Annotated in this window: 12 protein-coding genes; all 12 read right to left on the bottom strand. The window is 29.3% G+C overall.

The genetic code is table 11. The annotated features are described in order from the left end of the window. Window positions 1–59 precede the first annotated feature (59 nt). The 12 genes from KPL44_RS05440 to KPL44_RS05385 all read right to left on the bottom strand — a co-directional run bounded on the left by KPL44_RS05440 (window position 60) and on the right by KPL44_RS05385 (window position 14,488). Complete coding sequence (locus KPL44_RS05440) at window positions 60–1,604, bottom strand: recombinase family protein (protein ID WP_216247896.1); 1,545 nt, start codon at window positions 1,602–1,604, stop codon at window positions 60–62. A 12-nt stretch (window positions 1,605–1,616) separates the two neighbouring features. Next, window positions 1,617–1,847 (bottom strand): hypothetical protein, encoded by a 231-nt coding sequence (locus KPL44_RS05435; RefSeq protein WP_216247895.1) that lies wholly within the window; start codon window positions 1,845–1,847, stop codon window positions 1,617–1,619. A gap of 1,694 nt (window positions 1,848–3,541) precedes the next feature. Further along, window positions 3,542–3,955 carry a helix-turn-helix domain-containing protein gene (locus KPL44_RS05430; protein WP_216247894.1) on the bottom strand — a complete coding sequence of 138 codons (414 nt, stop codon included), beginning with the start codon at window positions 3,953–3,955 and terminating at the stop codon, window positions 3,542–3,544. A 1-nt stretch (window position 3,956) separates the two neighbouring features. Beyond that, a complete protein-coding gene (locus KPL44_RS05425; RefSeq protein ID WP_216247893.1) occupies window positions 3,957–4,943 on the bottom strand; it encodes a tyrosine-type recombinase/integrase in 987 nt (328 codons plus the stop codon). A gap of 169 nt (window positions 4,944–5,112) precedes the next feature. Continuing rightward, entirely contained in the window at window positions 5,113–5,928 is an 816-nt protein-coding gene (gene spo0A / locus KPL44_RS05420; RefSeq protein ID WP_216247892.1) for a sporulation transcription factor Spo0A, read from the bottom strand. Between the two features lie 198 nt (window positions 5,929–6,126). After that, window positions 6,127–7,350, bottom strand: coding sequence for a SpoIVB peptidase (gene spoIVB / locus KPL44_RS05415; RefSeq protein ID WP_216247891.1), 1,224 nt, complete (start codon window positions 7,348–7,350; stop codon window positions 6,127–6,129). Between the two features lie 349 nt (window positions 7,351–7,699). Further along, entirely contained in the window at window positions 7,700–9,388 is a 1,689-nt protein-coding gene (gene recN / locus KPL44_RS05410; RefSeq protein WP_216247890.1) for a DNA repair protein RecN, read from the bottom strand. Between the two features lie 11 nt (window positions 9,389–9,399). Next, window positions 9,400–9,852, bottom strand: coding sequence for an arginine repressor (locus tag KPL44_RS05405; protein WP_216122508.1), 453 nt, complete (start codon window positions 9,850–9,852; stop codon window positions 9,400–9,402). Next, window positions 9,821–10,702, bottom strand: a complete 882-nt coding sequence (locus tag KPL44_RS05400) for an NAD(+)/NADH kinase (protein ID WP_216247889.1) — start codon at window positions 10,700–10,702, stop codon at window positions 9,821–9,823. The genes KPL44_RS05405 and KPL44_RS05400 overlap by 32 nt, the downstream gene beginning before the upstream one ends. Before the next feature lie 38 nt (window positions 10,703–10,740). Beyond that, window positions 10,741–11,568 carry a TlyA family RNA methyltransferase gene (locus tag KPL44_RS05395; protein WP_216247888.1) on the bottom strand — a complete coding sequence of 276 codons (828 nt, stop codon included), beginning with the start codon at window positions 11,566–11,568 and terminating at the stop codon, window positions 10,741–10,743. A 33-nt stretch (window positions 11,569–11,601) separates the two neighbouring features. Next, the gene (gene dxs, locus KPL44_RS05390; RefSeq protein WP_216247887.1) at window positions 11,602–13,464 is read right to left on the bottom strand and encodes a 1-deoxy-D-xylulose-5-phosphate synthase; all 1,863 of its coding nucleotides are present in this window, start codon (window positions 13,462–13,464) and stop codon (window positions 11,602–11,604) included. 154 nt (window positions 13,465–13,618) lie between these two features. Further along, entirely contained in the window at window positions 13,619–14,488 is an 870-nt protein-coding gene (locus tag KPL44_RS05385) for a polyprenyl synthetase family protein (protein ID WP_216247886.1), read from the bottom strand. Window positions 14,489–14,501: the final 13 nt, after the last annotated feature.

The following is a 14,501-nucleotide window of genomic DNA, read 5'->3' as shown; positions in this document are numbered from 1 at the left end:
AAACAATCTGTTTCGTTACCGTTCACCACTAATGGGAACCAGCTTAATAAGTAAGCCCGTTAAGTAAAAGATGTTCCATCCTTACTATTTAAGTACTTAAATTTAATATCTATAGTTCCATCAATAAATCTCACGATTTTCTCTATGACTACCTTCAATATACTATTTGTCCACTCCTCATTCGGGATCGCCAGTAAATTATTTACTGAATTAATTATTGCAATTTCATCATTATTTTTAATTATCTCTTTTGGGATTTTTTCATATTCTTCTTTCTTAGAAATTAATGATGATAGATTCTTTTCTATTGTCTCATTTTGTAATTTCAATTGAGTATCTCCTACTAGTCCCTTTCCATGATTCATCATTAAATCCATAGACAATTTAAGATACTGTTCTATTTTTTTATCCATATCTTTTAATTCTTCTTCTACAGATTTTGGTCTAGAAGATGTTCTTCTATCTTTAAATATTTGCTTAAGCTCTTTAAAATCATTTCTAGCAATGTCCTCAAGATTATTTCTTACAAAAGTTGATATTACATCTTCCCATAAGAAATTGCTTTTATGCCCGCAGCTCTTGATTCCTTTTAAGTCATAAGTCATACAGTTATAGAATGGTTTATAATCTTGTAATGCTTTCTTTCTCTTGATAGACATGGTACCTTGACATTCACCACAAACTAATAAGTTGGAGTATAATGAAGCATTACTATGTCTAGATTTTACCTTTGCATAAGAGCCTTTAGCCTTACTAGATCTCTCAGCTAAAATATCCTGGACTTTATAAAATATTTCATCATCAATAATTTGAGTATGATTATTAGCATGACGATATCGCTGATCTTCGGGAATCTTTTCTCGTTCGGTCATTGTTACATCTATAGAACGAGTATATCCTTGCACTAGAGTTCCAATATAAGCTTCATTAGATATCATACATCGAACAGTATTACTAGCCCATACTCCACCTCTTTTAGTAGCAACTTCTTTTTCTTTTAACATAGTAGCAATTTTATTAAATCCATATCCTTGTAGATACCAACTAAATATTTGTCTAACCCATTCAGACTCATTATAATTTATTATATAATTTTTAGTTTCTAAATCATAATCATATCCAAATGGAGGTAAACAAACATGTAACCTACCATCTTTATTAAATCCTTCCCATATAAGTTTTAATCTTTCGGAAGTTCTTTGTGCCTCCTGTTCAGCTAACCACGCGAACAATCCAAAGTTATTAGCATCTTTTAGACTGTCTAAATTATCTTCTATAAATATTACTCTAATTCCAACAGCTCTTAAGTCCTTAATAGCATCCAAAGTTTCTCTTTGATTTCTTCCGAAACGACTAAAACTCTTGGCCACAAGAATATTATATTTTTTATCTCTACCATCTTGTAATAGTCTCTGCCACTCTAACCTCTTGATTCCCTTTGTACCTGAAATAGCCTCGTCTGTATATATTTTAAATAGTTCGTAACCTTTTTCTTCTATCCATTTATAGAATATTATATGTTGATTTTCTATACTTGTATGTTGGTCATCGGTGGACACACGCGCGTATACACCTACTAATTGCTTAACTTTTGTTTTAACCATAATAATTCTCCTTTAGCTCGGATACACTATTCTTACCATTTCCTTAAATAGCTCTGGGAAAGGTATTGTTCCATATCGTTCAATAGATCTATGCATTTTTTTGGGACTTTCTTTAAATAGACTGATTCTATAATTCATGTCCTTATATATAGTTTTTATTTCACCAACAGACATATCAAGTTCTATTTTATCTAATTGTTCTTGAGTTATCTCCGCTAAATCTGCTATATTTTCGTGTTGCAATTTAATCTCTCCCTCCACTCTTTAAGTAATCAATATAATTAGTCTTAGATTTTGTTTATAGAAATATGTATTAATGCTTACAATATGGTTTTATTGTCAATGTTTATTATATGGAAATAATGAGAATTGTGACCATAGGCGAACTATGTTATTACGGTATATTTTTTGCTTTTATGAAAGGTAGGAGGAGGGACTTTAAGCCAATATCAGAGTAATTACATGTCCTATTCTTAAAGTTCGTTCTAGGGTATCATATGGGTTACATATCTAATCGACAAACTTATGCCGACATTTAGAAAGCGGACTTTTCCGCACTCAGTAACCTTTGCCAATATTGGCCTAAGCAAAATTCTTCGCTCAGTAACCATAATATTATGGTTAGCTAAAAAGTGGGGTGCAGGTCTGTCCCTAAATGGGGGTCATAATATTGGGCTAAACTTCTAGTGGCAAACTTGTGCCACATATGTGGAATGGAAATCGCCTTTCCGAAACCATAATCTTATGGTTTACCACCATCTGGCAGCTCAACTTTGAGCTACATACATAATTCAAATTCTGAAACCATAATTTATTGTTTTCTCTTAATGAAATTGCAAGAATATGAAGGCATGCGGTTATCGCCACGGTAAAACACCTAATTAAATACGAACATAAAACACGAACAAACGTTCTATGTGTAATGATAGTGACTATCAATTGATATATACGATCATATAAAGAATGCAATTTTGAATATGTAGAGATAGACTTCCTAAACCACTCGATTTTTAAATCGGTCGGTAATAACTTAATGAGAATTAAACGACTTTTTTCTCAGAGTGCTGGCATGTGCCAAGTACGTACTTTATAAAGAATACTAAATTAAATTAGAACGTTTAATACGCCCCACTACCCTAATATAGTCCTATTTAACAAGTCATATGGTATCATTCCAACCATGTTAACCTAATGTATGTGAATTACTGTATTATGAATTTAAAAGGCTTAAACATAAAGAAAAAAAATATATATCTTATATTGTTAATGAAGTGAATAAAAATTAAAAAATTGTCTATAATTTAAATATACCAATCCTTGATACGGAAATAGATTAGAAATACTGCACATGATATCCTCTTAGTGTAGTATTTCTATTTTTTGTAATTCTATTTTAAACAATATCCATTTACAAGTATTGTAATCACCTTTTCTATATTAAGATTTCATAATTAAATTTAATTAAGGTTAATTATGATTCAACTAAATTTAAATGAATTCTAATTAACTAATATATATTAATTAAATTAGTTATTACCTTGTAGTTATTTGGCTGTAATGCTTGTCCTAACTCTATTCTAATAGAAGTCTTAACAGATATAATCTAAATGTCCTATCATGTGATATAGTATTGTATTTTACATACATAGCAATACTATATCACTATAATTATCTTTAATTAGTATTCATTATATACAATTTATAGATTTTATCTCAACAAATATTAATTAAAAATAATTATTTGAACGACAAAAAGACCTACATATTTGTATGTCTAAAATTTTACACAACAAATAAACCTAATCATCTTTCATTTTTTCAAGATAAAGGTTATAATAACTGTAGTTGAATATTTAGTTTTGAGTCTAAATTAATCTATATTCCAGTACAGATTAATAACTCTTGAAGGTGTCCTGTTTTGGATGCCTTTTTTTATTTTAATCCCATCCTAATAATTTCTTCTCCAGTTCATCAAAATCATAAGCTCTTTGTTCATAATCGTTAAACGCACTTCGTTTTTCAGCATATTTCGGCTTAGTAAATTTACTTTTCAACTTATTAACTAACTTCTCAGTTTTTACTTGCATAGTTTTCTTAACAAGTGTATATATGTTGGAAATACTTCCTCTACGTCTTGAAATTATTAGCCCTTTTTCCTTAAGTATTTTTAAATTTCTACCTATAGTTTTAACACTCTTATTAAGTTTCTCAGCAAGATATTTAATGCTTGGATAACAAGTATCTTTCTCTCCATATGCCATTGACAGCATCAAATTATAAAGCCTATATGCACTGTCGGGAAGGTCTGTATCTATGATTAAATTATTATCTATAACAGTATAATTAGTCATATTACTTACCTGCCTTTCGCATATTGGCTAAAGGACTAAATGCTTGATAAGATTTTCTTATATCGTCATCGCTAAGGTCTAAGTAGGAATTTGTCGTTATGGAAATGTCAGAATGTCCCAATATTTTACTTAGAGTAAATAAATTTCCACCTGCCATTAAAAATCTTTTAGCAAAATTATTTCTTAATTGATGGGGATGAATATTAATTCCTATTCTTTGTCCATATTGTCTTAAATTAGTTTCAAAACTTCCTATTTGTAATTTATTACATTTTACACTTGGGAATAAATAATTAGATTCTACATATCTGTCTTTATATTGTAACCATCTTCTTAATTCCTTTTGTAATTCCTGACTAAAATACACATATCTATGTTTACTGCCTTTTGTATTCTCTGCTTGTAATAAGATTGACCTATTAGCTAAATCTAAATCCTGAACTAATATACTTAATGTCTCACTAATACGAGTCCCTGTATCAAGTAATGTTTGAATTATAATACTATCTCGATACTCATGGAATTTCGAATTATCCATACTTTTTAATAATTTTATAATTTCCATATCTTCAATAAATTCTTTCGGCTTCCTATCACATTTTATACTCTTGATATTTGTCAAAGGATTCTTTTTTATAAAACTTTGTTCAAGCAAAAACGCATAAAAAACTTTAATGTTCCTTGTATAATTATTAATTGTAGAAACTGATATTTTTTTCCCTAAGTCTTTTCTGTTTTGTGGATTATTCGTTTTTTTAGATTTCTCCTCTGCAACTACGGAATATTTACCTCTTTCTTTCAGAGACACAATATATTCTCTAAACATCTTTTCTGTTAATTTTGTTGCATCTATGACTTTTACAGTATCCAATAAATACCTTGCAAATAATCTCAAAGTTTGCTCATATGACATTAATGTTTTTCGTGATAAGTTTTTAGATTGACAATAATTCATAAATTCATCAATTTGCATATCAATTTTTTCCATAATAATAGACCTCCCTATTGTTGGTTAGCACACCCAATAAATAGAAAAGTCTGTTGTATTCTAAAATAAATATTTATAGATTCAGAAAATAATTTCAAGCTAATCCCAAAAGGAGTTTTAATAATTAGTCGGTATGGGAATTACCTCTTAACCGTTGATATAAGCTGTTTTAGCTAACTCTATTTTGTAATCTTAGCTTATCAGCAACCATCGCTATAAATTCGCTATTAGTTGGTTTACCTTTAGCATTATGAACGGTATAACCAAATATTTTGTTTATGGTTTCAACTTGACCACGTCCCCATGCTACTTCTATAGCATGTCTTATTGCTCTCTCTACCCTACTAGCAGTAGTATTAAACTTTTTAGCAATAGATGGGTATAATTCCTTTGTCACTGCAGATAAAAGTTCAATATCATTTACTACCATAGTAATTGCTTCTCTTAAATACATATACCCCTTAATATGGGCTGGCACTCCAATTTCATGTATTATATTTGTTATTTCAGCTTCTAGGTCCATAGGTTCATTGCGGTTGATTTTCCTTGTTTCAGTTGTATCAATAAAAGAAATTGATTTTTTACTGTTATCACTAGAAATCGTATTGTTAAACATCTGCCTTATTCGTTTTGTGAAAACTTCCATATCAAAAGGTTTTACTACATAGTAATCTGCTCCGAGCGCTATAGCCCTTTGTGTTATTTTATCTTGCCCCACTGCAGATAAAACTATTATTTTAGGTATTGGATTAAGATCCATACTGCCTAATCTTTCAAGTACCCCAAGACCATCTAAATGTGGCATTATTATATCCAATACTACTAGATCAGGTTTTCTCTCTTTTATTAGCTTAAGAGCCTCTATTCCATCTTTTGCAATACCTGTAACCATAATATCTCTTTGGCTTAGCAAATAATCATTTAAAATATTACAAAATTCTTTATTATCATCTGCAATAAGAACACTAATTCTTGGTTCTTCCATATTCTAACTCCCCTTTATAAATAAATTCCCATATCTTAACAAATATTAATTCGACAAAAGAATTATAATTCCTTCTTATATTAAAAAAAATATTACAAATAAATGATAAATTATCATTTATTTGTAATGTATAGGATAACATATGCTACTCTATATCTCATTATATCTATTTTACCTCTTTTTTTTAGATAATGCTAGTTATTTTGATAAAATGCCTGCATCTTTTAACATCCATTCAATATATATACCATATCCAACGTCAGGTTTATTAATTAAAACATGAGTAACCGCTCCAACAATTTTATTGTTTTGAATTATTGGACTACCACTCATACCTTGCACTATGCCTCCGGTTTTTTCTAAAAGCCTAGGATCTGTAATTTTAATTATCATACTTTTTGAGCCTGGTATATCTTGTTGCAATAGCTTTTGAATTTCTATTTTAAATAATTCCGGCTCATTACCATTAATAGTAGTTAAAATTTGTGCTTCGCCTTCTTTTATCTCATTTTTAAGACCTATTTTCATAGGTTTATTAAATTTATTGTTTATAAGACTTTTAGTTCCATTACCAAATATACCACATTCTGTATTGTTTATCAATTGACCTTTTATTTTATTTTCATCTATAAAAAGCCCCCTTAACTCTCCCGGTGTTCCTTTCGTACCTTTCTTTATAGAAATTATATTAGATGATATTATTACACCATTGTTAATACTTAATATTGTTCCAGTATCAGAATCTGTAATTGGGTGACCTAACGCTGCAAATTTGTTAGTTTTACTATCATATAATGTTAACGTACCAACGCCCGCAGTAGAATCTCTTACCCATAACCCAATTTTTTGTTTACCATCTGTTGAATCAATAGTAGGTTTAACCTTTACATCAAAAATTTTGGAACCATTTCTACGTTGTATTTTAAGTGTAAGTTCCGGATTTTTTTCGCTATTAACAAATCGCCTTATATCCTCGGCATGATTTATAACAATATTATTTATCTTTATTATACTATCTCCTATTTCTACACCGGCATTTGAAGCAGGACTTTGTTTTTTACCATTAGTACCATCGATATCAGATAAAGCCACCACTAGAACTCCTTTAGTATTTAGTTTAACACCAATTGGTTGACCTCCTGGATAAACCATTATATCTTGATTTTCTGTTACAAAAGTAGATTTTGCTTTTAACATTTTATCTGTATCTTCTTTTGATTTTTTGTCTTTTTCAATTATATAATGATCTGAAAGAACATTATTTGTATTTACTTTTGCATTTATAGTGTTATTAAAATATAAAGTTTGTTTTGATTTGGCAAATGCAGAAACAGCTATACTTTGACTTTGGTAGCAAACACCTAAAGCAATTATTAGTATTGGTGTTATAAGTAAGCAAAATATATTCAATCTTTTTTTCATAAGCTTATCTCCTTTTCTCTAATAGTTATAAATTTAAGTTACCCTCACAATCTCCATATTATGCTATACTATTAATTCAAAAATAGTCAAAGACATAGATTCAAAACTAAATTATGATAAATTAAAAAAATTCTTCTGTATTTCAATTATTTTATAAAAAAAACAACATTGAACTATTTCATTGAATTTTATTATAATATTACTCACATTTAAACTTTTATAAATTATTAAAATAAATCAGTTTATAATCCCAGTAACTTTAAAAGCGAAAAAAATAAAGTCATATTTAATGACTTTATTTTTCCCTTTTAAATAAATTTTTATTACTATATTCATATAAAAATCAAAACTATTTTTTCTTTCGATCATTAGCCAAATTTATCATTTCCTTAGAATTTTCTAATGTTAATTTAGTAACCTCTGTGCCACCTATCATTCTAGCTATTTCTTGTTGTTTTTCATTATCATTCATTCGTATAACATTAGTATATGTTTTATCATTTATAACATTTTTGGATATTAGATAATTTATATCTGCCATACTAGCTATTTGAGGCAAATGAGTTACGCAAAAAATTTGATGGTTTAATGATATTAGATACATTTTTTCTGCAACACATTGCGCAATCCTACCACTAATACCAGTATCTATTTCATCAAATATAACAGTGGGTATTTCATCCTTATCCACGAACACAGTTTTAAGTGCAAGCATGATACGTGATAATTCTCCCCCAGATACTATTTCCTCTAACGGATTTAATGGTTCACCTGGATTTGTAGCTATACAAAATTGAACTTTATCACAACCATTTTTATAAAATTCATCTGTAATCTTTACTTCAATAAAAAATTTACTTTTTTCAAGTCCAATATAATTAAGTTCTTCTTTTATTTTATCTTGAAGATTTTTTGCTGTCTCACATCTAATTTCGTGAATTTCATTTGCTATAATTCTCATTTCACCCTCAATAACTATTTTTTCTTTTTTTAGAGAAAGGATTATTTCACTACTATTAGTTAATTCTTCATACTCAACATCAATTTTTTCTCTATACTCATAAATTTCTTTTATAGTAGCTCCATACTTCTTCTTACAATTATTAATTTGGCTTATTCTACTATTCATGTATTCTAGTTCTTTTTCATCATAATAAATTGACTCTTTTAAGTCTCTGATTTCTGTGATATTTTCCTCAATATTAAAATAATTTTCTTCAATAGAATCCGTAATTTCCTTTATTTTATCCATATGTTTTTCAATAGTTCGAAGTTCTTTTATTGCAATAGCTAAATTATACAATACTGAGGGATTTTCCTCATCACTAGTGTATAATAATTGATAACTTCTTGATAAATGTTTCTCCAAATTTTCAGAATTACTAACTATTGCATATTTTTCTATAAGTTCCTCATCTTCACCAATTTTGAGATTAGCATTTTTAATCTCTTCTAACTGATAATTTAAAAAATCGATTCTCTTATCTCGTTCTCCTTCATTACCTTCAAGTTTAAGAATTCTATTTTTTATACTAATCATTTTTGTATATTTGTCATTATATTCAATTATATCCGTTCTGAGCCTCTCATTACCAAAGGAATCCACATAAAATATATGATTAGCTTTATCTAATAAGTTATGGTTATCATGTTGACCATGAATATCTAGTAGATTCTTACTAATATATTTAACTTTTGAGAGTAACAAAGATTTACCATTAACTTTAGCAATACTTTTCCCAGATTGAAAAGTTTCACGACTTATAAATACTGTATCCTCATAATCGATATCCATCTCTTCCAAAACATTCCTACTATTTTGGTTATCTATGGTGAAAATAGCCTCTACATAAGTTTTATTTTCCCCTGTTCTAATTAAGCTCTTATTAAATTTACCCCCTAATACATAATTTATAGCATCAATTAAAATTGATTTTCCTGCTCCAGTTTCACCTGATAGAACATTAAAACCTCTTTCAAAATTAATGCTTAATTTTTCAATTAGGGCAAAATTCATAATATTTAATTGTAGGAGCATACTTATTCCTCCTATTCACTAATCATTTTTTTAACCTTTTGAATTATCTCTTTACAATCTTCTTCTCTTCTAACTAAAATAAAAACAGTGTTATCTCCAGCCACCGTACCTACAATCCCACTAAATTTCAAAGAATCTAAGGCTTCAGCTGCGGCAGCGCCAGCTCCTGATATTGTCTTAAGTACTATAAATTTATCTACATTATCAACATACAAAACGGTCTGAGAAAAAATATTAACCAATTTATTTGATAAAAAACTATCACCCGGAGAACTGGTCGAATATATGTGAGTTCCATGTGCATTCATAACCTTAATTAATTTTAATTCTTTTATATCTCTAGAAACAGTTGCTTGAGTAATATCAAACCCATTGTTTTTTAATTCTTGTGCCAACTGTTCTTGAGTTTCAACATCTTTAGACTGAATGATCTCAATTATTTTTGCATGACGCGATATCTTCATCTTTTTCTCCTTCACAATCTGTTGTTCTAGAAATTATTTTTTTCCTCAAAATACCAAAATAATTATAATCATTAAATTTAACTAATCTACATTTTTGATCTGAAACACTTACCAGTATTTTCTCATAGCTGTTTAATTTTATTGCCCTTTGACCATCTAATGTCAAAAATATACTTTCATGTTCACATTTTATATTTACAGATATTTCACTTTTACTATCTAGCACTATGGTTCTCATAGACAACGATAATGGACAAATAGGTGTTACCTCTATAACATCTAGATTAGGATATATTATAGGCCCCCCTGCTGATAGAGAGTATGCTGTAGATCCTGTTGGTGTAGCTATTATAAGTCCATCACCTGTAAAATCGATGTAAAACTTATTATCTATATGAAGTTCATATTTAACAACTCTCGCAAGTGTTCCCTTTGATACAACAATATCATTAAGTGCCGTATATTTTTCAAGTTCATTCCTATTTGGCAAAGTACAATTAAGCATCATTCTCTCTTCTACATAATAATCATCATTAATAAATCTTTTCATAGCAGTTTCAAATTCTAGTAGTTCCACACTAGAGAGAAATCCTAAATTTCCTATATTTACTCCTAGTATTGGAATATTGGAATTATTTAAATTACGAGATGTTCTTAATATAGTCCCATCTCCACCTAAAGCAACAATAATATCCAAATAGTTATATTTAATATTTTCAAGTCCAATAGAATCTTTAAACACAAATATATTAGTATCATCAATATATTGGCTAATAATATTTTTTACATATTTACCAATTTTCCCATCCTTATCTTTAGTGGTATTTATATTAATGCCAATGTTTTTCATATTTCCTCCTTACCATTTTCTATAACGCACACTATTTATTATTCCCGTTTTAGACAATTTAAACTTCTATGGGCCTCACTAACTAATAAAGCCACGTTATCTTCAACATAATCAGCATAGTTATTTTTCGATTTAGTAAAATAAACTAGATACTCAATATTTCCATTAGGCCCTTTTATTGATGAATAATCAACATTAATAACCTTTACATTAAGATTTTTAAGAAGATTTAGTACTCCAACTATTACATCGATATGGTCACTAGGTTTTTTAACCACACCTTTTTTATTTACTACACCTATACCTACTTCAAATTGTGGCTTCAATAATGCCACAACACTACCATCATTTTTCAATAGATTTAATAAATTAGGAATCACTTTTTCAAGCGATATAAATGACACATCAATACTTGCAAAATCTGCAAGTTCGCAAATGCTCTCTTTATTTAAATATCTGATATTTGTTTTCTCCATAGAAACTACTCGAGGGTCAAGCTTCAACTTATCATCTAGCTGATTTATTCCAACATCTATCGAGTATACCCTGCATGCTCCATGTTGAATCATGCAGTCTGTAAACCCTCCCGTAGATGCGCCTATATCCAGGCAAACTTTATCCTTAAGATCAATTTTAAAGGCCTCTATAGCCTTTTGAAGTTTAAGACCTCCCCTACTAACGTATGGGATGTCTTTACCAATAAACTCAATGCTAGATGTAACATCAATTTTTTTTCCGCATTTAGTAGTCATAATACCATCGACAAATATATTTCCAGCAATAATATTTTCCTTTGCTCTTTCTCTTGAAAATAAAATGCCTCTTTCAACCACAATAACATCTAATCTCTCTTTATTTTCTATCATAAAAAACTCCTTAATCCCTACTAAAGTAAATTATTAAACTAATTTTAAAATACTATCAAAAATTCCATCTACATCTAGTTTATATAACTTATACAGTATATCAACTGACCCATGTGGAATAAATTCATCATTAAATCCTAAATTAATTACCTTCACATTCTTGTTCAATGAATTCACATATTCTAATACTAAAGAACCTAATCCACCATGAACTATATTATCCTCAATAGTCACTAAAGAATATTTTTTATCTACAAGTTCTGATATTAGTGTTTTATCAATAGGTTTGATAAAACATGCATTAATTACAGTAGCTTCTATTCCCATATTCAATAATTTTTCTCTAACTAATATTGCATTTTGTACCATTTTACCTGTAGCTATAAATGCTATTTTGCCACCATCAAGTAGAGTCTCCCACTTTCCCCTCTTAAAGTCATTAATAGGAGACATTTTAACATTTGGGTTATCTCCACCTCTAGGATATCTTATAGCAATTGGATAATCTTGTTTAACTGCAAACGTAAGCATTGTCTTAAGTTCTCCTATACATTTAGGAGCCATAATTGTCATATTAGGAATATGCGATAAATATGATAAATCAAATATTCCTTGATGTGTTTCCCCATCTTGTCCAACAATGCCTGCCCTATCAATTGCAAAAATAACAGGTAATTTTTGAATACATACATCATGTAAAATTTGATCATACGCTCGTTGTAAAAATGTAGAGTAAACTGCAAAAATCGGCTTAAGCCCTTGTGAAGCCATCCCTGCAGCCATAGTAACTGCATGCTGCTCTGCAATACCCACATCAAAAAATCTATTCCTAAATTCTTTTGAAAACGATTCTAGTCCTGTTCCTTCAGGCATTGCCGCTGTTATTGCTACTATATTTTTATTTTCCTTTGCTAAAGTTACAATCTGCTCCCCAAACGCCTCAGAATAACTTTCCTTGTGACTACTACATAATTCTCCATTTAATGGATTAAATGGACCCACACCATGAAATTTATTTGGCTGCTCTTCAGCAAATTTATAACCCTTGCCTTTTTTAGTTATTACATGGATAATCACAGGTCCATCTATTTTTTTTGCAAGTTTTAAAACCTTACTTACTTCCTTAATATCATGTCCATCTATAGGCCCTAAATAAGTTATACCCATATTTTCAAATAACATTCCTGGAACCACTACCTGTTTAATTCCGTTTTTTATCTTTTGAATTGAATTAATCATTCCATCACCTACACTAGGGATCTTTCTAAGCGTAGAATTTATTTCTTTTTTAATTCTATTATAAGTTGGGTCAATCCTAAATTGACTTAGATATTTTGACATACCTCCCACGTTTTTAGAAATAGACATTTGATTATCATTTAGCACAATAATCATCTTAGTTTTTCTAAATCCTATATCGTTTAATGCCTCAAAAGACATACCACCTGTAAGTGCCCCATCACCTATAATCGAAATAACATTATAGTCTCCCTTTTGTAAATCACGAGCCCTTGCAATGCCAGCCCCTGCTGAAATAGAAGTACTACTATGTCCTGCTTCAAAAATATCATATTTACTTTCTTCTCTTTTGGGAAAGCCACTTAATCCACCATAATTTCTAAGTAAGTCAAATTTATCTTTTCTTCCCGTAAGAATTTTATGTACATATGATTGGTGCCCTACATCCCATATTAATTTGTCTTTATTCAAATCAAAAACATTATATAAGCTCAACGTTAATTCCACCACGCCCAAATTAGAAGCTAGATGTCCTCCCGTTTTAGATACTTTTTCAATTAGAAAGTGTCTAATTTCCTTTGCAAAGTCATTCAGCTCTTGTATAGTCATTTTTTTTATTTCATTTATATCATTAAAATTATCTATTATTTTACTCATATATCTATCCTCTTTTATAAAATATATTATTTCACCCACATTTATGGAAATATTATATCATATAATATTATTTAATTCAAAAGCTATTTCGACTATAAAACCCATTTAATGACATCTAAAATATAATTAATAATTAAAAATAGTTGTTTTATTTTTAATATTCCCTTCTCAATAAAGATTCCGTAATTTCTTCTAAATATTTAGTATTCACCTTAATTTGTTTTAATATCTTAAAACACTCCTGGGTTAAATCATTACACTTTTGCTTACATTTTTCTAAACCATACATTGTTATAAAAGTAGTTTTATTATTAAATTCATCGCTTTTTGTATTCTTTCCTAAAATAGCAACATCACCAATTACATCTAATATATCATCTTTTATTTGGAATGCTAAGCCTAATTTATCACCATACTCTTTTAAATAACACAAATCAGTCTCATCAGCATTTCCAAGGGTTGCACCACATACTACCGCCGCTTTAATTAGTTCCCCCGTTTTGTTTTTATGCATATACAATAATTTTTCTTCTGATATTTTCATTCCTTCACTTAAAATATCACAAATTTGCCCAGCTATCATGCCCTCTGCCCCAGAAGCTTTTGCTATAAGATTACTTGCCTTAACTGTATTTAAATTCCCATCTAAACATTGATCTAGCATTATTACCATAGCCTCATTTAATAACCCATCCCCTGCGAGGACCGCAATCGCTTCTCCAAAAACTTTATGATTTGTAGGTTTTCCACGACGTAAATCATCATTATCCATGCAAGGTAAATCATCATGAATAAGAGAGTATGTATGAATCATTTCAAGGGCTGCAGCAAAAGGTAATATATTCCTATAATCTTCCTTATACATGCCATATGTAAGAAGCATTAAAATTGGTCTAACTCTTTTCCCTCCAACTTTTATACTGTAACTCATTGCCTCAAAGTTTTTACTATTCTTTTCAGACTTACCTTTAAAATAATCGTCTATCCATTTTTCAACAGACTCTCTAAGCAATTGTATATTCATTTTACTCCTTCTT

The organism is Clostridium sp. DSM 17811 (assembly GCF_018861905.1).
Lineage (GTDB): Bacteria > Bacillota > Clostridia > Clostridiales > Clostridiaceae > Clostridium_AD > Clostridium_AD frigoriphilum.
Note: the sequence above shows the minus strand (reverse complement) of the source record. Positions and strands in the feature narration are given on the sequence as shown.